Consider the following 25,141-nt stretch of genomic DNA (forward strand, 5'->3'; position numbering starts at 1 on the left):
GGGTGTTAGAGATGAGAGTGAAATCATGGCTGATCGTTCTGGCAGCTTCCCTGCTGATTGCCGGAATCGGAACTAACCAGGCTCATGCGGCACCGTATGAGGGATATACCTATAACTACTGGGGGAATGCAGTAAAGTCACCGATTGCTTTTCTCCCTTCCAGAGTCATTACAGGTGAGGAGGCCGGAACTGGGACGTGGCAGTCTCCCCTGGATATATATGCTGCGAAGGATGGCCTGCTCTACGTGCTGGATTCAGGAAATGCGCGAATCGTTGTGTTAAACGATAAATGGGAGACGGTACGAGTCATTCAGCAGTTCGAGCATGGAGGCAAACAGGATAGCTTCCTGAATCCAGAAGGGCTTTTTGTTACGGAGGCGGGCCAAATCTACGTAGCGGATACCGAAAACAAACGAATTGTGGAGCTGAATCAGGACGGTACATTTGTGCGTGCCATCGGTGCACCGGAATCGGATGTGCTCAGCGAGACGTTTGAATATTTCCCGCGAAAAGTCATTGTGGACAAAGCCGGGCGAATCTATGTGGTTGGCCGGGGTGTCTACGAAGGCTTGATTGAGTTTGATAGTGACGGGCGTTTTACCGGATTCATGGGTACAAACCGTGTGCAGTTTGATCCGGTCGATCTATTCTGGAAAACGGTATCCACCAAGGAGCAACGGGAGAAAATGATTCGTTTTATTCCGCTGGAATTCAACAACGCCGATGTGGATGATGGCGGTTTTATCTACACAACAACAGCGGATAAAAATACAACGTCTGCGGTCAAAAGGCTGAATCCATCCGGAATCGATGTGCTCCGGGTTAACGGAGAATTTGCGCCGGTTGGGGACTTGAGCATGAATCGTTCCTCTTTCATTGATATCAAAGTGTCGAGCAATGGGGTCTACCGTGCACTGGACTCCACGCGTGGGCGTGTGTTCACGTATAACGAAGACGGCAATTTGCTGTATGTCATTGGTCAGCTGGGCAATCAGGTAGGCACGTTCAAAAATCCGGTGGCGGTTGAAAGCCACGGTGATGCCATCTATGTGCTGGATCGTGACCTGGGCCGGATCACCGAGTTCAAGGCTACCACCTTCGGAAGCCTGGTGAACGAGGCGAACCGTCTATACAGTTCGGGGAAACATACAGAAGCCGCTAAGCTCTGGGAGGAAGTATTACGTCTGGATGCCAACTATGAAATGGCCTATGTCGGGATCGGCAAGTCGATGCTGCGGGAAGGAAAATACAAGGAAGCGATGACGTATCTGAAGCTCGGTAATGATCGGGAGTATTACTCCAAGGCACTCGCGAAGTATCGCAGGGAATATATGCGAGAATATTTCGGCATGTATATGACAATAGCCATCGGATTGCTGATCGGAGTAATCGCATGGCGCCGCATCACTAGAGCAAAAAATGAGAGGAGGATCGGAGATGTCGCTAATTAAGGAACTCAGGTATTCTCTGCATGTCGCGGTACGCCCTTTTGACGGATACTGGGATTTGAAATATGAAAATAAAGGCAGGCTGCGTGTGGCACTCCTGGTACTGTTTGCAGTCACCGTAACAATGATTGTAAAACGTCAGTACGCGGGGTATGTCGTGAATGACAATTATCCGCTTTCGCTGAACAGTATCAATGAGTTCAAGTATATCGTGCTTCCTTTTTTGCTCTGGTGTATTGCCAATTGGTCGCTGACCACGCTGATGGATGGGGAGGGCAAGTTCAAAGATATTCTGATTGCGACCGGATATGCGATGCTTCCGCTTATTCTGGTCAACATTCCGAATATTTTGCTGAGTAATGTCATTACGCTGCGTGAATCCTCCTTTTATTATTTGCTGGATTCGTTCGGTATGCTCTGGTTTGTGTGGCTGCTGTTTATCGGAACGAAGACGGTACATCAATACTCTGTGTTCAAAACCATTAGTACGATGCTGCTCACACTCGTCGTGATGGGCGTCGTTATATTTCTGGGCCTGCTTTTCTTTAGCTTGATCCAGCAGATCATCAGTTTTGGCTACACCCTCTATCAAGAGATCACGCTGCGCGAATAGAAGAGGAAGGAGATGCCGGAGATGAAAAGAAGACGTACCGCTATCGTAGCGGTCATGCTCATAAGCAGTCTGTTAATCACACAAAGTGTGAATTACGCGGAGGGCGAAAGACCAGCGACTTCGGAGCAACAAACCACTTCAGAGCAGCAACAAACGGCAGATTCTCAACGTGCTGGAACTGATACACCTGAAAGTACAGATCAGGCAAAGAGCAGCGCATCAGACGTGGCAGCTACGCCAAATGCTCCAGATGCAAAGGCTGCGAACAAGTCCAACCCTAACGAGATGACGGTCCCTGAGGGCATGGAAATGGTTGCTGAGAACGAGCAGATGATTCTGTATTTGCACCCGGAGACGACTGAAATTGCAGTCAAGGATAAGCAGAACGGGGCAATATGGTTTTCCAATCCGCAGGATCGCGAGCAGGACGCCATTGCGACGGGGTATAACAAGTCTCAGTTGAATGTGCAGTTTGAGCTGACGTATTACGATAATACGGGCAATGCGCTGAAATACGATAATTTTACACATAGTGTACAGAGTGGTCAGTTTGAGATTGAAAAAGTAGAGCAAGGACTCAACATCGTATATACGCTTGGCGAAGTCAAAAGTGATCTCGAAGCGATCCCCAAATATATTAGCGAGGAGCGCTTTAACACATTGATTCTCGCTAAGCTGGAGGAGAAGGACCAGAAGGAGATTGAGAAGCGCTTTCGTCATGATGAGCAGAACAAACGTTTTGAGAGACGGGACTCCTCTCTGAAGGGCGTTGGGTTGTCAAAGGTCACCCGGATTTTTGAATCCATCGGCTACGATGAGGCTCAGATTGCGATCGACAAAGCCGCTTACGGGCAGGAAGAGAGCGGGAGTGCCAATGTAGTTGTTCCCGTTCACTATCGGCTCGAAGATGCACACTTGAGGGTATCCATACCTGAGAATGGCATTGAATATCCGGAAGCGATGAAAATTCAATCCTTGTCCTTGCTGCCTTTTTTCGGAGCCAGCGGGCCTAAGGAAGAAGGCTACAGCCTGGTGCCTGACGGGTCGGGTTCCTTGATTTATTTTAATAACAAAAAGACGTATGCATCACCTTACAGTACAGCGCTGTATGGAAGCGATCATGCCATCAACCAGCTCACACAGATTCAGAAGGAGCAAAAGGCGAGAATGCCCGTATTTGGTATGAGTTACGGAGACAAAGGATATCTCGCTGTCATTGATAAAGGGGATGCTGTTGCATCCGTGGAGGCGGATATTAGCGGCAGATTGAATCAGTACAACACCGTGCATCCAAGCTTTGCGCTGAGCAGTATGGAGGAAGTTACCCTTACGAATGGCTGGCGTTCCAGCACAGTCAAACGGTTTCAGGCGCAGCCTTTTCACAACGAAATAGCTGTCGTTTATGATTTCCTGGATTCCGACGATGCGAGTTATTCGGGAATGGCTTCCAAGTATCGGGATTATCTCATCGGGCAAAAGAAACTCACACGTCTGGCGGATGATACCACACTGCCTTTCTACGTGGAACTGATCGGTGGCATTCCCAAGAAAAAGTTTTTTCTCGGGATCCCGTACAATGCCTACGAGCCGCTGACCACATTTGAAGAGGCACAGGAGATTGTAAAAGAGATGCAAGATCTAGGTGTGCAGGATATTCAGCTGCAATACACCGGATGGTTCAACGGAGGGGTGCATCACGATCTGCCCAAGTCTATCCAGGTTGACAAGAAACTTGGAGGTGCAAAGGGTTTGCAAAGCCTTCAGGCGTACATGCAAGAAAATGGCTTTGGTTTATACCCGGATGTATCGTTTCTGGAGGTGTTCCCGGAGACTGACGCTTTCAAGAAATCGTACGCATCACGTCAAATTACGGGCAAACTTGCGCAAGTTTTTCCGTATCGCATGTCCACGTTTATGCGGGATGAAGAGTCTCCTCCGGGCTATGTTATTACTCCCGAGGCAGTACCGGGCATTGTAAACGGATTTATGCAGGACTATGCACCGCTCGGGCTCAATGCCATTTCTCTTCGCGATTTGGGCGATCAGCTTAATTCCGATTACAACCGGGCCAACGTGATCAACCGTGAGCAAGCCAAGCAGGTTGTTGTGCAGCAGCTTGAGCAGGTGAAGGGTTCCTCAGATGTATCCCTTCTCCTGGAAGGAGGCAATGTGTACGCAAGTCCCTATGCCAGACATATTGTGGATGCACCGATGAGTAGCAGTGGCTTTAATATCACGGACGAGACGGTTCCCTTTTTCCAGCTGATCTATCACGGCTACATTCAATACACAGGCCAAGCATGGAATATGGCAGAGGATCAGGATTCTCTCAAGCAGATGCTGCGAGCGATTGAAACCGGCTCAGCGCCGTATTATACGTGGTTCCACGCTGATCCGTCCACGATCAAGCTGACGGGCTTCGACGAGTTATATTCGGCCGATTATCGACGCTGGATTCAGGAGTCGGCTAAGCGGTATGCCGAGCTGAACGAGGTGCTGCATGACGTGCAGAATCAATCCATTGTTAAACATGAAAAGCTGAGGAATGGTGTCTATCAGACCACTTTTGAAAAAGGAAAAACGGTCATTGTGAATTACAACGATGCTGCTGTGAAGGTGAACGGTGTAAGTGTGGCAGCGAAGAGTTACCAGGTAGGAGGTGACACACCGGAATGAAAATCAAAAAATTATCATTGGAGCAAAAAAACAGATATTACGGTTTGTACTTCATCCTGCCTTGGTTCCTCGGTTTCCTGTTTCTGTTCATGGTGCCGCTGATCTCGTCGTTCCGTTACAGTCTGAGCAATCTGCAGGTGTCTAATGAAGGTTTCAGTCTGGAGTATATTGGTCTGGGCAATTTCCGCGAGGCATTATTCTCACATGAATCCTATGTACGCATGTTGACGGAATCGGTGCTGGATATCGTGGTAAATACACCGTTAATCATCATTTTCAGCCTGTTCTTTGCCGTTATTCTGAATCAGAAGTTCCATGGCAGGGTGCTGGCAAGAGCAATCTTTTTTCTGCCCGTGATTCTGGCTTCGGGCATTATTGCAAGCATCGAAAACGGCGATCTGATGCAGTCTGTCGTACGTAATGCAAACGATATGACTGGCGGTGGTCTATCCGTCATGAAAAATCTGGATCTCACCATTATGCTGCTGGAGTCCGGTATGAGTCCGATTCTTGTTGAATATTTGACAGGTGCAGTAAGCCGGATATACGAAATCGTCAGCCAGTCTGGTGTCCAGATTCTGATCTTCCTTGCTGGCTTGCAGTCGATCTCACCTTCATTGTATGAAGCCGCCAAGATCGAAGGATCAACGGGATATGAAGCCTTCTGGAAAATTACATTTCCCATGCTAAGCCCTCTGATTCTCACGAATCTGGTCTATACCATTGTGGACAGCTTTATCCGTGATCAGACGAGCCGACTTGTGGTGGATACGGCCTTCAAGAGCTTTAATTTTGGACTCAGTGCGGCGATGTCCTGGATCTATTTTGCCGTCATTGCACTGATTCTGTGGGTAACCACCGCAATTGTATCCCGCAAGGTCTTTTATCAGAATTAGCAATGCTGGAAAAAAGGAAAAGGAGGTCTGACATGAAGACAGAAACCGCAACAGGGCAGCCGTCTGTGAAAAAGGAATGGCTACAGCGCTTGGGCTCCGCGGCGTACTGGTTTGAAGCGATCAAAAAGTGGGCATGGATTCTGGTCCGGTTTGTTCTGATCTTTGGCATATCATTTGTCATTCTCTATCCCATTTTATTGAAGATATCCATATCATTCAAAAGCATGTCCGATTTGTACGACCCAATGGTGATCTGGATTCCGCGAACCTTTACGCTAGAGAACTTCAAGCTAGTCTTTACAGCTATGAATTACCCTAGCGTGCTGATGAATACCTTGTGGTTATCGTCAGCGGTGATGCTGCTGCAGACAATAACCTGTGTCCTGGCTGGCTACGGGTTTGCACGAATCAGATTTAAAGGCAGCGGGTTGTTGTTTGCTGCTGTGATTTTTACCATTCTGGTACCGACACAGACGATTATGATCCCGCTGTATCTGAATTTCAAAAACTTTGATGTGATGGGGCTGATTGAGCTGTTTCGAGGCAGTCCTGCCAATCTGATCAATACGTACTGGCCGTTCCTAATCTCGGCTGCCCTGGGTATGGGTGTCAAGACCGGACTGTATGTGTACATTTTCCGCCAATTTTTCAGAGGCATTCCACGGGAGATCGAAGAGGCAGCTTATGTGGATGGAGCAGGATACTTTAGAACGTTTGGCCGAATTATCCTGCCAAATGCGATCCCATCCATGGTTACCGTCATGCTGTTTTCGTTTGTATGGCAGTGGAACGATTCATTTTTCACAAATATGTATCTGAACGAACCTAAGGTGATGTCGTCGATGATGTCATCGTCCGGGTTCACCATTGCAACTTATTTGACGGGTGGCGGTCAGGCTGCTGCCTCATATACGCAAGATCCGTTTTTCATGTCGATGATGATGAACACGAGTGTGCTGATGGCGATTCTACCGCTAATTATTATTTATCTGTTCGTTCAGCGTCATTTCGTAGAGAGTGTGGAACGTTCTGGTCTTGTAGGATAACGGGGAAGTGGGGGCTGCCCGGCTAAACGGGCAGTCTACTATTGGTATTGTTGGCAATACAGTTGGCTGTACAGGTCAGGAAGAGGGGAAGAAGAATGCAGATCAATACAAGAGAAACACAAACGAAACTGGATAAGAGGGTAACGATTGACGGGGAGATACGTTATCAGGGTATAGACAACTTCGGGGCTTCGGATGCGTGGTCGATGGAGCCGCTCGGGAAGTATTGGAGTGAAGAGAACAAAGCCCGGGTAGCCGATCTTTTATTTTCCAGAGAACAAGGAATCGGATTATCTGCATGGCGTTTCAACATTGGTGCAGGCTCGGCGGAAACAGATCAAGATCGGATTCCCGACCCGTGGAGACGAGCGGAAGCTTTCAAAACGTCGGAGGACGGTGAATATGATTGGAGCAAGCAATCAGGTCAACAGTGGTTTCTTGAGGCCGCTCGTGATCGGGGAGTGGAGACACTTATCGCTTTTGTGAACAGTCCTCCGGTATGGATGACCAAGAATGGTCATGCTCAGCCTGATCCTGGAGTTGGTTCGACCAACCTGAGAACAGGGTATGAAGGCAAATTTGCAGCCTATCTTATGGATGTATTAACGCATTTCGAGCAGAAAGGATTTCTTTTTAATTATATCAGTCCGATCAACGAGCCGACCTGGGACTGGAATCAGGCTTGGCAGGAGGGCAATCGCTACAATAACGATGATCTAAAACACGTCATTCTCGAATTATATCGTCAGCTACAGCAGAGCGATCTGCACACGCGAATCAGCGCACCGGACGGTGTGGAGATCACTTCACTGCTGGATGATGAATATTATCGCCAGTTTGCGGGCAGCGGAACCTATTCCAGCGGTGCTAATCAGCTCGGCACGGGCAAGTACCGGGAATACATAAAAGACCTGATTGGCGATCCTCAGATGAAGGAAGCGGTGGGCAATAAAATCGCTTCGCATTCCTATTGGTCTGATTACAGTAATCCCGGAGATGATCGTCTGGTGAGACTCAGGCAGCTGCTTCATCACAACCTGAACCATTATGATCCAGACAGCAAATATTGGGTTACTGAATACTGCATACTCGGAGACTACGGACCTGGACGTGATTTAGGCATTGAACCCGCTCTGCATGTAGCGAGAACAATTCATTTTGATCTAGTTGAGGCTCATGCTGCGGCCTGGCAGTGGTGGACGGCTGTCTCCAAGGTGGATTATAAGGATGGGCTGATCTATACGGATTATAGTGAAGCTGGCGATGAGCAAAATATTCTGACCTCGAAAATGCTGTGGGTACTCGGCAACTACAGCAGATTTATTCGGCCTGGAGCGAAGCGAATTGAACTCACCGGGCTTGGAGAAGAAGCCGACAGCGGACTACTCGGTTCTGCCTATATTCATGAGGAAGAGCAAACGGTAACGGCTGTTTTTGTAAACCATGGTCAATATGACAAGTGCATTCAAGTGAGTCTTCAGGAACTCGGCTTAAATGGTCCAATTACCACAATGAAGTCTTATGTGACCAGTGCTGAACTGGATTTAGCCTGTCAGGAGACGGTTATAGCCGGAGAAGAGATGCAGTCATTTATCCTTACCATTCCAGGAAAATCAGTTGTGACCTTTATGGGAGGTGTGGAGTAAACAGCGAAAAAATAAATAGTGAGGTTTCACTCAATATCGCCCATGATATAATGAGGTTTGATACATGCAGAAATGTGTTATTAAGCTAAATTCTGTCATGGGCTTTTTTTACAGCTTCCGGTCGCGTTGGCCATTTTTACATGTAATGAGGATCAGATCCTTGTGCAAGCATTTCAATCCCCAGGAAGTTCAACCACGTTCTATCGTCCTATGGGTGGTACAGTTGAATTTGGAGAAAACAGTCAGTACACATTAATGCGAGAAATAAGAGAAGAGTTGCATCAAGAGATTGAACTTCCACAGCTGATTGCTGTAATCGAGAATATTTTTCAGGTAGAAGAGACGGGGCATGAAATTGATTTTATCTATGAAGCAAAATTCAAGAACACTGACATGTACAGTAAGATAGAGCTTCAAGGCATAGAAGGAAAGGAATCCTACCGAGCCGTGTGGGAGTCCATTGGCGATTTTAATGAAGGAAAAGAGGACATCAAGCTGGTACCAGATGGATTATTGGCTCTATTAACCGGGAAAAACAAAGACGCTCAGTCCATAATTCATATCAGGACAAGGTAGCATTCAATATGTATTGTAACCAAATCTCTTCATCTGAAAAAAGAGGGGAATAGTTTAGTCAATGTATATCGGGAAAATGACAATAGAAATCGGAGGACACGACATGGAAAATAAGGAAACATTTAATCTTGTAGTTCAAGAATATGATCGATATAGACCCGTCTATCCAAGTGAAATGTTTGAAGATATTTTTACATATTTACAGATCAACAAAGAAGATCCCGTTCTGGAGATTGGGTGCGGAACAGGACAGGCGACCAGTGGATTGGTGAGCAAGGAATATACCAATATCACGTGTATTGAATTAGGCAGTAATCTGGCTCAGTTCACCGCAGACAAATTCAAGTCCTATCCCTCGATTCAAGTGATCAACACTCCTTTTGAGAACTGGGATGACGAAGGAGAGCGCTATTCCTTAATCGTGTCGGGAACCGCCTTTCATTTTATCAGACCGGAAATCGGTTATCGTCGGGCTTGGGAGCTGTTAGAGGATCGAGGTGGCATCGGCCTTTTTTGGACGATTCATGTTCCTAACTTTGAACCGCTGCATACTGAAATTCGTTCCCACTACATCGCATTAGCCCCTCATCTGGATGATTCTCACTATCTTTCCCCAGATGAAGTTATCCAGGAGCGTAAAGAAATAACAGAACAATCCGGCTTGTTCACGGATATTGAGGTGAAGGAGTATAACTGGGTCCAGACTTGTTCCAGCGAAGAATATGTCGCGTTGTTAAATACAAATTCCAAGCATCAACAGCTGGCTGAGGATGTTAGGCGTTCACTTCTGGAACGAATCAAACACTCCATTGATGCTGCAGGTGGAACGATAGAAAAACAACATAAGGTTGCTCTTTATTTAGGGAAGAAAAGGGTCTAAGGATATTTGTGTCTAAGGATATATGTTTTATCATTCCATTGCAGACAGGAGGAATAAAATATGAGTGACCTGCGTTCAACATATAATATTCAAACGGCGGTGTTAAGTTTTCAAGAGGAGTTGGAGCGGTTAAGGGTTCAGGCGGTCATGGGGTGGAGCAAAGAGTTCCGCAATCTGGAATGGTATGGTTTGAAAAACGGGATGCGTGTATTGGAGGTCGGAAGCGGACCAGGGTACATTACAGAGCAGTTATTGAACAGTCTGCCTGACAGCGAGCTTACCTCGCTTGAGATTGATCGTTCACTGCAAGCACAAGCCAAAGAACGGCTGAAAGACATCCCTTCCATGCGGTTAAAATTTGTGGAATCGTCTATATACGGAATGGATCTGCCGGATGACTCTTTTGATTTTGTCGTGGCAAGACTGATCTTTCTTCACTTGAACAATCCTAACGAAGCCGCACAAGAGATATATCGTGTACTGAAGCCTGGCGGCCGCCTTGCCATTATTGATGTAGATGATGGTGTTTTTGGTGCAGTGAATCCTGATGTCCCTGCATTGCATACGGTATTAATGAAAATTTCGGACTATGTGGCACAACACGGCGGTAATCGTTTAATTGGCAGAAGCCTGCCACGTCTCCTTTCTGAGAGCGGATACATCGATGTTGACATTGATTCTGTGCTTCAACATAGTGATCTGTTAGGCATAGAAGGGTTTAAGCAGCAGTTTAATCTTAATCGTTTTGTACATTTTGCTGAAAAAGGTGTGATCAGTTCGGAGGAGTTTGCCCAACTGCAACAAGCCTCTGATGCGATAAATCATTCGCCGGAAGCCTATGCCATGATGAATTTCATTACAGCTTGCGGCACGAAGCCTCTGTAAGAGCTGTGTACGTTCGAAATAAGGTTTACCTGCTCGGTGCATTAGTACTGTCTATGACAGAATAAGCTTCCTAAGAGACGGAGGATGGGAATGAATATCGTTCAAGCTTTCCAGGAGTTTGTAGTTCAAGATGATCATCAAGGCATGATTGATTTACTGAAAAACTACGAACAGTCCAGAAGATTGTCTGTCCATGAACGAGGTTGGGTCTACTGGAATATTTCTGATGGTTATGCCTTGTTAAGAAAGTCGGAACTGCTTTTTGCGAATCACCGGGAATTCTTCGAATGGGGGAAAGAAAACCTCGCCCCTGAGCAATTACACTGGATCGTTTCGGATTCGACACAAGCGTTATCATTGTCCTTGGGAAACTATTTTGATCATTGGATCGATTGGTACCATTATGCTTGTGATCATGCACCCAAGCTGGATACCAACCGAGGTGTTCGATTCGAGAGCCATCGGGCTTTGGGTGGTTCGCTTTGGGTTTTGGAGAGGTACAGTGAAATGGACAGTGTGCTTGAAAATATGAACCAACTCATACAAGAAGATGAGACATGGTCCAATACTCTTTTTGCCCGAATTACATACAACAAACAACGTCTGGCCTATCTGTATCATTCCAGTGAAGATAGAGAAGTAAACCTGCTTCTGAATGAAACGATGAATTTGATAAACAAGATCGATTGGTCAGTATTAGATCAGATAAAAACTGAGGAAGCTGTAGGTAGCTGGGCACAATTGAATTCACCCAATAACTCACAGAGAGCTATTCACATTGCGATGAACAATCTGGCATGTATTTTGACAGATATTGAAAAGGCAGAGAAAAGTGTGAAGTTATTTAGACGGTTGCAAGACAGTGGATATGCTTTGAATGGGTATGCTTTTTCTAAATATGTCTGTTCGGTCTGGAAGTTAGAGGGGGTTGAAGCTGTGAGGGAGGCGTTGGCTGCCAATAAATCTTTTGAAATCGCTGAACTGATTAAACATACCCCTGTACTATCAGAGATCAACGATTAGGTTTGAGTTTGTATAAAACAGGACTGCACTTCGAGGAATAAGAAAGAAGGAATATGTGAAGTGAACCATGACATCTTATTAAACAGATTTCCAAATGTGAACATTGTTAAACTAACCGGTGGTTATACCAATACGACCCTTTTACTTGAGGGAACTGATCCGCAGATGATTGCTAAAATCTATCATGTAGATAATGCCGATGCACGGACAGAAATAAACGCGTTAACGTTGTTAAATCATTCTGGTATGACTCCTCGAATACATGATTGCTTTGAAAAAGAAAACAGGCAGTTTGTTATGATGGATTACGTTCCAGGTATAAACGCGCAGATGCTGCTGGATCAAAATGGACGTGACCAGGGCAGGGAAATTTATGAGCAGCTTGGTATATATCTCGCCAGAGATGTGCACTCCATCAAACGAGTTGATTGGGAAGCAGAGCTGCCAGTCATAACGAAATCCGCTATTGATGTGGAGGATCTTGAGTTTGTACCCTCTGGAATCAAAAGCATGGTAAAAGAAGTGTTGGACATTTCGGAACATGGGGAGCAAACTCTGATTCACGGAGATTACGGACCGCATAATGTGATGTTATCCAACGATTCAATGTTCATTTTGGACTGGGAGTGGGCAGGATGGGGCAATCCGTTGTTGGATATCGCATGGGTGGTATGGTTTGTGCATCTTCATTATCCTCACATGGCTAAGGAGCTGTCAGAAGTCTTCTTAAGTGCATATACAGAACGTACCAATATTGAAGTAACAAGCGATCTAATTCGGGCATATTCCGCATCAAAAGTAATACAGGTTATGAACCGAATCAAGAATGCTCATCCAGATGTACATAGGGAATGGCTGCGCAGATTAGAATGGACACTGCAAGCGAGCTTTGGCAAGGCTTAATCGTCAAAATTCGTTTAAACGCTTAAATATGTGAAAGGAGTGATGTGATATGAGAAACAATACGAATCTGAGTAGAAGAAACGGAGTTGCCAGAGGTGTTTTTGTCTAGCACAGAGGAATTAAGGAAGCGTTCCGAGGGATTCCTCTGTGTAATTTTCACAAGGAGGAATTTCAAACTATGATTCATTTAAAACGTGTCTCGGTAGATAATTGGTATCCATGTACCCAACTGAATGTAACTGAAGAACAGAAAAAAAGTTTCCCCGCGTCGGTTGTATATTGGATTGCTGAATCCAAGGTAGTTGAAGACTTTCAACCCATAGGCATCTATTTTGATTCGGAATTAGTTGGATTTGCGGTGTACTCAGATCGGCCGGATCATGAGGATAACTATTGGCTTCTTGCTCTAATGATAGATACCAAATATCAGGGCAGAGGTTATGGAAGAGAAGCCCTTAGGAAGTTGATTGATCTAATGCAAGAATCGCTGAAATGCAAACGCATCATGATTGGACACAGGCCGGAAAATGATATTGCCGGAAAGCTGTATGAATCATTTGGTTTCCACCGAGTAAGTGAAGGTCTGATTGGTGGCGAAGTTGTTCGTCTTCTAAGATGCAGGTAGTGCCAAAATACATGCGATTCGGATTGTAGAGGAGGTAGCTTGTCTTTGAAGCATTTACAGAGTATTTTCTCATTACTCTTTATCATGTTAGGCATTGTGATTATTACAATCTCGAAAATTATTGAAGAGGTGATTCCGAAGCTAGGGTATGCAGCATTCCAGTCAGCAGCAGCGGGTAGTTATACTCCGAGTGATTATCAAGTGAATTTTGAACTGAATTATTGGATAGGTGCGATATGCATTTTGGGTGGAGTTATCTGTATAGTAGCTAGAATGAATTGGGTTCAGAACTCCATTCGTGAAATGAATGCAAGAAACAAAGAGTTTGATGAAACTCATCATTAGGAAGGATGACACAAGAGAACTGAAATAAGTTATGATATGACATAAAAGAAGAAAGGGCAGATCAACATGATTACATTCCAATACTTTGAACCGGAAGATTTTGATCAACTAATCGAATGGAGTGGAGATGAAGCGTATCTGCTCCAGTGGGCTGGCCCGCAGTTCCATTATCCACTTTCCAAGGAACAGCTAGCAGATTATTTGCATGGTGCGAATGATAAGAACACTTCGAATAAGTTCATTTATAAAGTGATGGATGAAACGACTCAGGAGATTGTGGGCCATATCGCTCTTGGCGGTATCGATCGATATAACCGTTCAGGACGTATCGGTAAGGTGCTTCTTGGCAAGCCCTATCAGGGTAAAGGCTATGGAAAGCAAATGATCGATGAGGCACTTCGAATTGGATTTGAAGAGGAGAAGTTACACCGGATCAGTCTGGGTGTATTTGATTTTAATGTCTCAGCCATCCGATGTTATGAAAAAGCGGGCTTTGTACGAGAAGGACTTATTCGTGATGCGAGAAGACATGAAGATACCTTCTGGAATCTGATCGAGATGAGCATATTAGAGGACGAATGGAAGAAATAGCTTCTCAAAAGGACTCATCGTACTTGAGAGGAGGTTTACCCACCCGTCATGCTGAACATACTGAAAAAGCTGACTTTTTGGTTTGTTATTTTCTCGCTAACCGTATGTTTCATTAATCTATCAGGGAACGATGATAAGAATATTCTGATTTATTTAACGAATCCTATAAATCCGTTGCTGAATGACTGGTTAACCAAAATAAATACAAATCCAGAGACGACTTCATTTTTCAGGCCATTAATATACTTATTCCATTTGATTTTTTGGGGAGGAGCGGGGTTCATCCTCGATCGGGTCATTATGAAGCTTAAGCGTAATAGGTAGATATGAACAACTCTCAGGCAGAGGTCATCTTTCTTGAGGAACACTTGATGAACGGATGTAATAACTACGTGTACGAAAATTTAAATGGGGGATGTTCGCTTGTCATCTGAATGACAGGCAGACATCCCCTTAATTATTTACTTCCTTCCTGATTGATTACAATGATCCCCGTATCAATAAATTCCTGCACGGGCAAACCGTCGCTTGCGAGTAACAAGGTCTCCATCATTTTGGCACCCCAGACTCCCTCATTCTGTGAAATAACGGCAGACAATTGACCGTTGAGCAACCCGTTTTCACTGGTCGGGCTGTCTCCGAACGCGATCAAATGCCGGTTAAGTCCTTTCGCTTTCCAGATCAGGGTAGAGGCAGAGACGGAAACAAAATCGAGTCCGATAATCGCATTGAAGTGAGGATGAGCTTGAATCATGTTCTCCATATCGGACATGGCGCGATCTTCATTCCCTTGATGATAACGAACCTCCAAGATTTCGATGTCTGTTTCACTGCGGATGTAGTCGATGAATCCATTAAGTCGCTGCTGCAAACCTTGCATCTCCTCCAAACCATTCTCGACAAGAATCATGCCTTGATTATGCAGAAGTTCTGTAGTCGTCATCGCGAACTGCTGGCCAGTGCGATAGTTATCAGCGCCCACATAAGCGATTCGATGACTGGATGGGACATCTGACTCGAATGTAATGACAGGAATACCCGCAGCTTGGGCTGCATCAATTACGGGTGTAAGTGCAGCAGCATCCACAGGAGATATAGCTATTCCGTCCACATGCTGTTTGATCATATTCTCCATGATACGGATCTGTTGTTCAGTATTGGCTTCATCAGGTGCGTTTACAATTAATTTGATATTGTGTTTGCCTGCATACTCCGTTGCATCCTTCGTGATCATCTCATAGGTTGGATAGGTCATTGGATAAATAATACCGAAAGTTTTACTCGCGGCAGATTTCTCGACAGGTGAAGTTGCAGGAAGTGATGCGGCCATTTGCTGTGGGCGAATGTGTGCCGAACCGGATGAAATGATCATCGGGAACAGCAGTATGAGTGTAAGTAAAAGTGCAAATTTAATTTTATTCATACATCGGCTCTTTTCTCATATCTGATGGTCTGGCCTGCGATTCCTCGGTCCCTTGCGTTCGGTATTCTCTTGGTGTAAAACCTGTTGTTTTCTTGAATATATTAGAAAAATAGTGAGAATCGTTGTAACCGACTTTGTAAGCAATCTCAAAGGTTTTGTTGCTGGTCGTTTTTAGCAGCTCTTTGGCTTTACCGATTCGAATCCGGGTTAGATACTCCGTTATCGTTTGACCCGTTTCCTGACTGAAAATCTTGCTTAGATGACTTGGACTGATTCTGACGTGTGCAGAGATCAGCTTCAGCGAGACTTGTTCGTTACTGTATTCCCGGGATACATAGGCTTTTACCTGATCGATGACATCACTGTATTTTCCGGAGCAGGCTGCTCTTCTCTGCCATAACAGGTTAAGCAGGGAACATAGATATTGGGTGCAATCCTCCCAGCACGTAATTTTCCGGATCGTCTGCTGCAGGGAAGTGATGTTCTCATCCGAATGGTCACTCATGCGGAACAGCTGATTCGCAAGCCGAAACGACTCGAGCGTAAGATCATTCAACAGATAGAAGCCATACGATGAGGACTTCCAGTCGAAGGACTGTAATGGAGCGGCAAACTCCTGCACAAAAGGGTCACGCAGATTGGGGCTACCGATTTTGAGAAATTCAAGAAACGAATTCCTGTCGAGAAATAGAGTCGTTTGCTCATCCAGGTTAATTTCAGTTAGAGTAGCTCTGTTCTGAAGGGTAAGCCGGGTAATATATTTATCCTCCTCCGCTTCCAGATACGAGACATGAATGCCTTGCAGCCGCTCTTGTTGACTGCCAATACCCAGAATAATATTACATTTGAACATATGCTCTAGCTGCATACGAACCCGCCCACGAAGCTGCTCCAGATATGCGGATATGTTCTCAGCGTCATTATACTTGAGCAGAAGCACGATCTCCGTCCGGCTTCGAATATAAGGAAGAAGTTCTACGTGGGGATCACAAGTTTCCTCCAGTACGGGAATCAGCTTCTTCATCATGGATTCCGAATCCGGGGAATCCTCTGTTAATCGAACGTCGATAATGACAATGGTGTAATACCTGGCTGAGAGAGGAAGTGCGAGTTGTTTGGCTGATTCAATCGCATCGGTTGTACCGATGAGTCCCCCACACAGATCGGCTAGCAGTTTTTCTTTGGTGATCGTTCGGCTTGTCATGCGCTGTTGTTCTTCATCCATTTGTTTGCTGACCTTATGAAGCATCTGAATCAGCTCTGCTGCGCTAATGGGCTTTAGACAGTACTCAGTTACACCGAGTCGGATGGCCTCCTGGGCATAGCTGAATTCATCATGACCGCTCATGATAATGATTTTGATATCAGGTTGCTGATTGCGAACGATGGAGGTCAGTTCCAGTCCGTTCATAAATGGCATTTTAATATCCGTAATCAGAATGTCCGGTGCCCATTCATGAATTAAAGGTAATGCAAGCTCGCCATCGGGTGCATCCCCGCAATAGCGAAAACCTTCCTTTTCCCAATCAATGCAGCTCCGTATATTCTCCCGAATCCCAATTTCGTCATCCACAATCATGACTTTTTTCAACGGTTAACCTCCTTGCTTTTGGGGATACGAATCATAAATGTGCTTCCTTCCATATACGTACTGTCCATTTCAACGCCATAAGCTGGTCCGAAATAGAGCCGAATCCGGTGATGTACATTGAGCAGACCGAATCCGCCTTCCTGCTCGTCATCTTGGGGGGAACGAGAACCCGCCGGTTTCTCCAGCTCTTCACGTAATTGAGCCAATCGATCCGCAGACATGCCGATTCCGTTGTCTTGTACGGTGAGAATGATGCTATTTTCCTCAATATATCCGTGGATGGATATACGCCCTTGACCGCGTTTGTTTTTGATTCCATGGTAGAGCGCGTTTTCAACTAGGGGCTGCAAGGTCATTTTCAGAATGGGATAATCCTGAAGCTCACGGTCAACGCTGATCTCGTAGGTGAGAATATCGTGATACCTCATCTGTTGAATGACCAAGTAACTCCGCGCATGTTCAAGCTCGGTTTGAATCGATACCCAGTCGAATCCTTTGTTTAGACTCAAACGAAAGAACTTCGAGAGGGCCTGCACAAGTTTGATTACATTTTCTTTTTTCTCTGCTTCAGCCATCCATAGAATGGATTCCAACGTGTTATAGAGGAAGTGAGGGTTGATCTGAGCTTGCAGCGTACGTAGTTCAGCTATTTTCACCTGTTCATTCTCTCGAATACTCTTTTCGATTAATGTTTTGAGCTTATCCAGCATCACATTGAAGCTTTTGCCCAGATCAGCAATTTCGTCTGAGCCGTGTGGTGTGACTTTGGCCTCCAAGTAACCGTTTGCAGCTTTACGCATCTTGTTCATCAGAATCCGGATGGGAAGAATCAGTCGATTATTCAGGAAAAAATATAATGATATTGCAAAGAAGGCACTTAATAAAACCGTGATGATGATCAATTGGCGAATGCTATTGGCCTCTGCAATGATTTCCTGATAAGGGGCTACCCCGATCATTTTCCATCCGGTCTGTTTGGAGGTGCTGTATACAACGAATTGCGGCTTGGATCCTGCGGACAGGATAAAGCTGTCATGTTGCAAATGTAAGGGGATTGATCGGATCTGATCCATCATGCTTATGGATGCCGGGGTGGCATCCGGTCTGAAAAGAGTATTTCCGTGTTGATCACTGATGTAGAAAAAACCTGAATCCTTAATGGGGGTGCTCGTCAAAAAATCATCAATAAACGAATCATTCAAATCAATTACGATAAATCCGATGACCTCATGCGTGATTCGTTCCTTGACGGTGGTTATAATTGAAAGCGCATTCTGTTTAGGGTAAGCAAATCCATCCAGCCTGTTATATTCGGCATGGGCTGCAGAATGAGGGATGCGTAGAATGGCATCCGGATACTGTATCAGATACTTGAAGTACGGGTTACGTAGCGGATTCCGTTCCAGCTTGAACACGCCTTTTCGTTCACTTATGCCTTTTCCATAGAAATTCACAAATGAGATATTAAGTACCTTGTCATACTTGTAAGTTTCCCGATATAGATTGTAGGTCTGAAGGATGGCTTTGGCTTCCGGGTAGGACTCCGATTGAGAATAAAGGTATTGAAGCACTTGTGGATTCTTGCCCAGTTCGAGCAATCGTTCCGTATCCTCAAACAAGATATCAATGTTCCTGGCAAGCTGGTCGGCGACCAATTGTGTCGAGGCCTTGTTATGATTGGATACGACCGTATAGGATTTGTGGTAAGAAATCAATCCAACCACGATCAGTGGTACTGAACTGAGGATGATAAACATGCTGAGTAATTTAAGCCTTAGGCTTGAAGCAATCCACTGAATGAGTTTCAACGTATTCCACTCCATCTGAAGGGATCGAAAATGTACCATTAGTATAACATGATTTTTAGATATTTAAGAGAATCGCTAAATACTACACCATTAAACAAAGAAATTACACATTTTGGATCTCTGTTTTTGAAATTGCTAAATTATTACATTAAAAAAACAAGATACTCCATATAAGCTTGAAATGAAAGCGTTCTATAATGTGATCACACCACAAGGTGAAATGAAAAAGGGAGGATCACAACATGCGAACCAAAAAAAAGTGGGGACTTGCCATAACATTGGCTATGGTGATGCTGGTTAGCACGGCATGCAGCAGTACCAATGGAGGAGCAGGCTCCGATAATGAAACTTCAACAAATGGCAATGGGGGTACACCTGCCAGCGCCAAAACAATTACGCTCGGTTTTTCGCAGGTTGGTGCGGAGAGTGGCTGGCGTTCGGCGAATACCAAGTCGATCCAGGAGTCAGCCAAAGAAGCAGGCTATGATTTGAAGTTTTCGGATGCGCAGCAGAAGCAGGAAAATCAGATTAAAGCCTTGCGATCCTTCATCCAGCAGAAGGTGACGGTGATAGCTTTTTCTCCTGTTGTGGAATCCGGTTGGGATACCGTATTGAAGGAAGCGAAGGATGCAGGCATTCCCGTAATTTTGACGGACCGTGCTGTGGATTCCCCGGATAAAACCCTCTACAAAACCTTTATTGGCTCCGACTTCGTAGAAGAAGGACGCAAAGCAGGTCAGTGGCTTAATGACCAATATAAGGACACACAAGACGAGATCAATATCGTAGAATTGCAGGGCACAACTGGCTCCGCACCAGCGAATGACCGTCAAGAGGGCTTTATGGAATTGATTGCTTCCAATCCAAAGCTTAAAGTGATCGCTTCACAATCGGGAGACTTTACACGTGCCAAAGGCAAAGAAGTCATGCAGGCTTTCCTCAAAGCACATAAAAAAATCGATGTTCTCTACGCACATAATGACGATATGGCACTTGGTGCAATTCAGGCCATTGAAGCGGCAGGACTGAAACCAGGCGTAGATATCACCATTATCTCGGTTGATGCCGTGAAAGATGGGATGCAGGCTGCTGCTGATGGCAAAATCAACTTTATCGTGGAATGTAATCCGTTGTTAGGACCTCAATTAATGGAAGCGGTTCAAGCGGTAGTGGACGGGAAAGACATCGAACCCCGAATCGTGACAGATGAGACAACGTTCACATCGGAGCAAGCCAAAGAAGCATTGCCAACACGCGAATACTAAACGCAGATTCGTATAACACCGAAAAGTCATTTTTCGACCAGGCTGTCGCTAAATGACTTTTTTCCATAACAAAGGAGAGGGTTATATGGCCGAGCAAGCACCCATTTTGCAAATGACAGGTATCACCAAACAATTTCCCGGCGTTAAAGCGCTATCCAGCGTCAGCTTTCGTTTGTTTCCGGGCGAGATTCATGCCTTGATGGGTGAGAACGGAGCGGGAAAGTCGACACTTATTAAAGTTCTGACTGGCGTGTATTCCATTGATGAGGGAACGGTAACGATGGGTCATCGCGAACTTTCCATTTCCGGTCCGCTCGAAGCACAGAAGGCGGGAATCAGTACCGTTTACCAGGAGGTTAATCTCTGCCCGAACTTAACAGTTGCTGAGAATATTTTTATCGGGCGGGAGCCGATGCGATTTGGCAAAATCAATTGGAAGCAAATGAACCAAGATGCGGAGAACCTGCTGCGAGACAGATTACATCTGTCCATCGATGTTAAGGCCCCTTTACAGAATTACTCAGTCGCGATTCAACAACTGATTGCGATTGCAAGAGCACTCAGCATCTCAGCCAAAGTGCTCATACTGGATGAGCCTACATCCAGTTTGGACAAAAACGAAGTTCAGCAACTGTTTCGAATTATGCACAAATTAAAGAGTGAAGGTCTCGCCATTCTTTTTGTTACTCATTTTCTAGATCAGGTATACGAAATGTCGGATCGTCTAACGGTGCTCCGTAATGGGGAATTGGAAGGAGAGTACATAGCCGCAGAACTTCCACGCATGGAACTAGTGCTCAAGATGATCGGCAAGGAGCTTGAAGTGTTAGAGGAGCTTCCGAAGGAAACGGATGCTGCCCAGGCGGAGTCGGGCGAACTGTTAATTACCGCCAAGGGGCTTGGACGGAAAGGCGCAATTGAGCCGTTCGATCTGGATATCCGTAAGGGAGAAGTCCTGGGCTTGGCTGGATTATTGGGGTCTGGTCGGACCGAGATCGCTCGCCTCTTCTTTGGTGCAGATCGATCGGACGAAGGCAAGCTGCTTGTTGTGGATACAGGAAGCATGGTCAAATCGCCACGTCATGCGATTGATCAGAATATTGCCTTTTGCTCCGAGAACCGTAAAACCGAAGGCATCATCGATGATTTGACCATCCGGGAGAACATTATTCTGGCTTTACAGGCGACACGCGGCTGGTCTAAACCGATCTCACGCAAGAAGCAGGATGAGATTGCCGAAAAGTACATCAACCTGTTAAATATCCATCCCAAAAATCCGGAGCATTTAATTAAAAATCTGAGCGGCGGTAATCAGCAAAAGGTGTTGCTTGCCCGGTGGCTGCTGATGAACCCGGATCTGTTGATTCTCGATGAACCTACGCGTGGCATTGATATTGGTGCAAAGACTGAAATACAGAAGCTGGTGCTCTCTCTGTCGAAGCAGGGCATGGCCGTGCTGTTCATTTCTTCTGAGTTGGAAGAAGTGATTCGTGTCAGCCAACGGATTGCCGTACTTCGGGACCGCAAAAAAGTGAAAGAACTCAGCGGGGAACAGATCCATCAGCAGCAAATTATGAAAGCAATGGCAGGAGGTTAAAGAGATGGCGGGCAAGATGCGTAAACATCATTTGTTTTGGCCGTTATGTATGCTTGGTTTACTTTTAATCTTTAATTTGCTGTACTCTCCGGATTTCTTCTCCCTTGTCATGCGTGAAGGAAATCTGTATGGCAGCTTGATTGATATTCTCAACTTTGGAGCGCCTTTGATTCTGGTATCCATCGGCATGACACTGGTCATTGCGACCGGAGGCATCGATTTGTCCGTGGGCTCCATTGTCGCGATCTCCGGTGCCGTGGCTTGTATGAGTATCAGCAGAGGAGTAGACCAGAGTTCCTTGGGGCTTGTACTGGGTGCGCTTGGATTATCAATGGGGCTTTCCCTGATCTTGGGTGTATGGAACGGGGCGCTTGTTTCGGTTGCCCGAATTCAGCCCATTATTGCGACGCTTATTCTAATGGTGGCCGGACGTGGGATTGCACAATTGATTACGAGTGGACAGATTATTACGGTATCCAATGCCAACTACGCCTATATCGGAGCCGGTTCGCTTGCAGCATTGCCTTTTTCCATCTTCATCGTATTAACTGTCCTGATTGTGGCCACTCTGTTGACGAGAAAAACGGCACTGGGACTGTTTATCGAATCGGTCGGAAGTAACGCGAGCGCGAGCCGACTGGCAGGTATTCGTTCCAAAACGGTTATTCTCACAGTTTATGTGTTCTGTGGACTGTGTGCCGGTATTGCCGGGCTTATTCTCAGCTCGAATGTATCCAGTGCGGATGGAAATAACGCGGGTCTGTGGTATGAACTCGATGCCATTCTTGCGGTAGTCATCGGGGGTACTTCGCTCAATGGAGGACGTTTCTATCTCATGGGTACCGTCGTTGGAGCGTTGATTATTCAAACCTTAACAACAACGATCTATATGATTGGCGTTCCGCCAGAAGTTACGTTGGTTGTTAAAGCTTTTGTTGTATTAGCCGTATGTTTGATTCAATCTGATTCATTCCGCAATTCCATGGTGATCCGTTGGAAAAAACGGAAATATCCAGCCGAACAGGGGGTTAACCGCCATGTTTCTTAATCGTAAGTATCTCCCGGTCTTTGTCACTTTCGGCTTGCTGGCCGTGATGTTTGCCATAGGGTCTTTCAGGTACACGGGATTCTTCTCCACACAGGTGCTGCTTAATCTTCTCATTGATAACGCATTTCTGATTATCACGGCAATTGGCATGACCTTTGTCATTGTATCGGGGGGAATCGACTTGTCGGTTGGTTCAGTCATAGCGCTGACAACCATTATTAGCGCAAGTCTGGTGGAGAAGCAGGGCTGGTCACCTGCCATTGTTATACCGTTGGTGCTTGTGATGGGTGCATTGTTTGGCACAGTTATGGGGGCGATCATCCACTATTTTAAAATTCAGCCCTTCATTGTGACGCTGGCCGGCATGTTTTTGGCGCGGGGGCTGTGTTATGTCATCAGTCTCGACACCATTACGATTACGAATCCATTTTATACACAGGTAGCACAGGCGAAAATATCCCTGCCAGGGGGCAGCTTTGTCTCCATTAATGTGATTATTGCTCTGATCATTCTACTGCTTGCGATCTACCTGGCACATTATACCCGGTTCGGGCGCAACGTTTACGCCCTTGGTGGAAGTGAACAATCTGCGCTGCTCATGGGATTGCCGGTTGCACGTACCAAAATCCTGGTGTACACGTTCAGCGGTTTGTGCTCCGCGCTTGCCGGTGTCGTCTTCACCTTCTATATGTTATCGGGTTATGGATTACACGCCATGGGTCTTGAACTCGATACCATCGCGGCTGTTGTCATCGGAGGTACCTTGTTAACAGGTGGTGTGGGGTACGTGGCGGGAACCTTTATTGGTGTATTGATCCAGGGAGCTATCCAAACTATAATTAGCTTCGAAGGCACGCTCAGCTCGTGGTGGACCAAGATTGTGATTGGCCTAATGCTGTTTGTTTTTATTTTGTTCCAACGACTGCTTAGCGGGCGGCGAGTATCCTCGAAATCACTGCATTAAGTGGATCGAATGAAATGATATGATATTGGACGCAAATACCGAACAATGAAATGACCATATGTGCTCTGCATCGGTGGCTGCGGAAACTAACATGGAGATGGGGGATGCGTGAATGAGAAGACATGTGAATGGGTTGTGCTTGTTCATACTGCTGCTGCTTGTCGGCTGTACAACACCTGAGTCTGAATCTGTGCCTCCGCCCATCTCGTCTAACAACTTGGAAACTCTCCCATCTGTTGAGGAATGGATGGAATCAGCGGTAGCAAGGGATACCTCTACGAAACCAATTGTCTTGGGTTTTTCACAACTGGGGAGAGAGAGTGCCTGGCGTCTGGCTAACTCCATGTCTATTCGTACTGCTGCGGCTGAATCGGGAATTTCCCTTGTGATAAAAAATGCAGAACAGTCTCAGACGAAACAGTTCGAGGCTGTTCGGTCGTTCATCAGGCAAAAGGTCGACGTCATTGCCATTGCACCTGTCGTGGAATCGGGCTGGGAGAGTATTCTTCAGGAGGCCAAGGATGCAGGCATACCCGTGATCATCGTAGACCGGTCAGTCGATGTCCAAGACACTTCACTTTTTGTGACAACGATTGGATCTGACTTTTATGAGGAAGGTGTGAAGGCTGGGAAGTACATTCAGGATCGGATGCGAAATCATCCGGGTACGATACGAATTGCCGAACTGCAAGGCACGAGTGGTTCTACGCCTTCCATCCAGCGTGGCGAGGGATTTAGAAGCATTTTCGACACCAGAACAGACATTATCTTTTCACAAAGTGCTCCTGCCGATTTTACGGAGGCCAATGGGAAACAAGTTATGAAAGGTTTCCTTCAGGTTCCGGAAGAAGAAAGGCCGCAGGTTCTTTTTGCCCATAATGACGAAATGGCTTTTGGCGCCATTCAAGCGATCGAAGAAGCTGGGCTGAAGCCGGGAGAGGACATCATCATTGTCTCGGTGGACGGCTCCCGCAAAGCACTTGAAATTCTGGCGAGTGGGAAAATCAACGCCGTCGTGGAATGTAACCCGCTGCTTGGTCCTCAGCTTATGCAGGCTACCAAAGAAATTATCGCAGGACGTACACTTCCGAAGCGCATGGTCCCCCCGGAGGACATTTTTACACAGGAGAGTGCTAAACGGGAGATGTACAATCGGAGATTTTAGAGTACGTAGAAAAATAGAACATTTTGGATAAAATAGAATTTACTTTAAATCACCTTATCGTTTATACTAAACTCACCTTGAACTAAAGTCTTATCTATGAGAAAGGAGGCTGTGGTTTGCCTTTAAT

Annotated in this window: 22 protein-coding genes; 19 read left to right on the top strand and 3 right to left on the bottom strand. The window is 45.8% G+C overall.

The genetic code is table 11. The features are described 5' to 3' along the window. The first annotated feature begins 11 nt into the window (after nt 1-11). The 14 genes from MKX40_RS12075 to MKX40_RS12140 all read left to right on the top strand — a co-directional run bounded on the left by MKX40_RS12075 (nt 12) and on the right by MKX40_RS12140 (nt 14,153). Complete coding sequence (locus tag MKX40_RS12075) at nt 12-1,451, top strand: gluconolactonase (protein ID WP_339241808.1); 1,440 nt, start codon at nt 12-14, stop codon at nt 1,449-1,451. Next, nucleotides 1,438-2,061: a Yip1 family protein gene (locus MKX40_RS12080; protein WP_339241810.1), complete on the top strand. Its 624-nt coding sequence runs from the start codon at nt 1,438-1,440 to the stop codon at nt 2,059-2,061. Before MKX40_RS12075 ends, MKX40_RS12080 begins: the two co-directional genes overlap by 14 nt. Nucleotides 2,062-2,082: 21 nt before the next feature. After that, nucleotides 2,083-4,737 (top strand): DUF5696 domain-containing protein, encoded by a 2,655-nt coding sequence (locus tag MKX40_RS12085; protein WP_339241812.1) that lies wholly within the window; start codon nt 2,083-2,085, stop codon nt 4,735-4,737. Beyond that, nucleotides 4,734-5,633, top strand: coding sequence for a sugar ABC transporter permease (locus MKX40_RS12090; RefSeq protein ID WP_339241813.1), 900 nt, complete (start codon nt 4,734-4,736; stop codon nt 5,631-5,633). The genes MKX40_RS12085 and MKX40_RS12090 overlap by 4 nt, the downstream gene beginning before the upstream one ends. A gap of 32 nt (nt 5,634-5,665) precedes the next feature. Further along, the gene (locus MKX40_RS12095) at nt 5,666-6,679 is read left to right on the top strand and encodes a carbohydrate ABC transporter permease (protein ID WP_339241815.1); all 1,014 of its coding nucleotides are present in this window, start codon (nt 5,666-5,668) and stop codon (nt 6,677-6,679) included. Nucleotides 6,680-6,774: 95 nt separating this feature from the next. After that, nucleotides 6,775-8,325: a glycoside hydrolase gene (locus MKX40_RS12100; RefSeq protein WP_339241817.1), complete on the top strand. Its 1,551-nt coding sequence runs from the start codon at nt 6,775-6,777 to the stop codon at nt 8,323-8,325. A 126-nt stretch (nt 8,326-8,451) separates the two neighbouring features. Next, on the top strand, nt 8,452-8,901 hold the full coding sequence (locus MKX40_RS12105) for an NUDIX domain-containing protein (protein ID WP_339241819.1): 450 nt from the start codon (nt 8,452-8,454) through the stop codon (nt 8,899-8,901). Between the two features lie 103 nt (nt 8,902-9,004). Continuing rightward, nucleotides 9,005-9,781 (top strand): class I SAM-dependent methyltransferase, encoded by a 777-nt coding sequence (locus MKX40_RS12110; protein ID WP_339241820.1) that lies wholly within the window; start codon nt 9,005-9,007, stop codon nt 9,779-9,781. 60 nt (nt 9,782-9,841) lie between these two features. Continuing rightward, nucleotides 9,842-10,666, top strand: a complete 825-nt coding sequence (locus MKX40_RS12115) for a methyltransferase domain-containing protein (RefSeq protein ID WP_339241822.1) — start codon at nt 9,842-9,844, stop codon at nt 10,664-10,666. A gap of 90 nt (nt 10,667-10,756) precedes the next feature. Beyond that, nucleotides 10,757-11,689: a hypothetical protein gene (locus tag MKX40_RS12120; protein ID WP_339241824.1), complete on the top strand. Its 933-nt coding sequence runs from the start codon at nt 10,757-10,759 to the stop codon at nt 11,687-11,689. A gap of 96 nt (nt 11,690-11,785) precedes the next feature. After that, complete coding sequence (locus MKX40_RS12125; RefSeq protein ID WP_339241826.1) at nt 11,786-12,592, top strand: aminoglycoside phosphotransferase family protein; 807 nt, start codon at nt 11,786-11,788, stop codon at nt 12,590-12,592. Between the two features lie 178 nt (nt 12,593-12,770). Further along, entirely contained in the window at nt 12,771-13,217 is a 447-nt protein-coding gene (locus tag MKX40_RS12130; protein WP_339241828.1) for a GNAT family N-acetyltransferase, read from the top strand. A 45-nt stretch (nt 13,218-13,262) separates the two neighbouring features. Beyond that, complete coding sequence (locus MKX40_RS12135; protein ID WP_339241830.1) at nt 13,263-13,562, top strand: hypothetical protein; 300 nt, start codon at nt 13,263-13,265, stop codon at nt 13,560-13,562. Nucleotides 13,563-13,628: 66 nt separating this feature from the next. After that, nucleotides 13,629-14,153 carry a GNAT family protein gene (locus MKX40_RS12140; protein ID WP_339241832.1) on the top strand — a complete coding sequence of 175 codons (525 nt, stop codon included), beginning with the start codon at nt 13,629-13,631 and terminating at the stop codon, nt 14,151-14,153. A 457-nt stretch (nt 14,154-14,610) separates the two neighbouring features. Here MKX40_RS12140 and MKX40_RS12145 read toward each other — a convergent pair whose 3' ends face one another. The 3 genes from MKX40_RS12145 to MKX40_RS12155 are packed head-to-tail and all read right to left on the bottom strand — an operon-like array spanning nt 14,611 to nt 18,975. After that, a complete protein-coding gene (locus MKX40_RS12145) occupies nt 14,611-15,576 on the bottom strand; it encodes a substrate-binding domain-containing protein (protein WP_339241833.1) in 966 nt (321 codons plus the stop codon). After that, nucleotides 15,569-17,167 (bottom strand): response regulator, encoded by a 1,599-nt coding sequence (locus tag MKX40_RS12150; protein WP_339241835.1) that lies wholly within the window; start codon nt 17,165-17,167, stop codon nt 15,569-15,571. Before MKX40_RS12150 ends, MKX40_RS12145 begins: the two co-directional genes overlap by 8 nt. After that, a complete protein-coding gene (locus MKX40_RS12155; RefSeq protein WP_339241837.1) occupies nt 17,164-18,975 on the bottom strand; it encodes a sensor histidine kinase in 1,812 nt (603 codons plus the stop codon). Before MKX40_RS12155 ends, MKX40_RS12150 begins: the two co-directional genes overlap by 4 nt. Before the next feature lie 242 nt (nt 18,976-19,217). Between MKX40_RS12155 and MKX40_RS12160 the strand changes: the two genes are divergently transcribed. The 5 genes from MKX40_RS12160 (at nt 19,218) to MKX40_RS12180 (ending at nt 25,014) form a co-directional block, all read left to right on the top strand. After that, on the top strand, nt 19,218-20,240 hold the full coding sequence (locus MKX40_RS12160) for an ABC transporter substrate-binding protein (protein ID WP_339241839.1): 1,023 nt from the start codon (nt 19,218-19,220) through the stop codon (nt 20,238-20,240). An 85-nt stretch (nt 20,241-20,325) separates the two neighbouring features. Further along, entirely contained in the window at nt 20,326-21,837 is a 1,512-nt protein-coding gene (locus MKX40_RS12165) for a sugar ABC transporter ATP-binding protein (protein ID WP_339241841.1), read from the top strand. A 4-nt stretch (nt 21,838-21,841) separates the two neighbouring features. Continuing rightward, nucleotides 21,842-22,885 (top strand): ABC transporter permease, encoded by a 1,044-nt coding sequence (locus MKX40_RS12170; protein WP_339241842.1) that lies wholly within the window; start codon nt 21,842-21,844, stop codon nt 22,883-22,885. Further along, entirely contained in the window at nt 22,875-23,849 is a 975-nt protein-coding gene (yjfF, locus tag MKX40_RS12175; RefSeq protein WP_339241843.1) for a galactofuranose ABC transporter, permease protein YjfF, read from the top strand. Before MKX40_RS12170 ends, yjfF begins: the two co-directional genes overlap by 11 nt. Nucleotides 23,850-23,961: 112 nt before the next feature. Next, nucleotides 23,962-25,014 carry an ABC transporter substrate-binding protein gene (locus tag MKX40_RS12180; protein WP_339241845.1) on the top strand — a complete coding sequence of 351 codons (1,053 nt, stop codon included), beginning with the start codon at nt 23,962-23,964 and terminating at the stop codon, nt 25,012-25,014. Nucleotides 25,015-25,141 lie beyond the last annotated feature (127 nt).

It is taken from the genome of Paenibacillus sp. FSL R5-0517 (assembly GCF_037974355.1).
GTDB lineage: Bacteria > Bacillota > Bacilli > Paenibacillales > Paenibacillaceae > Paenibacillus.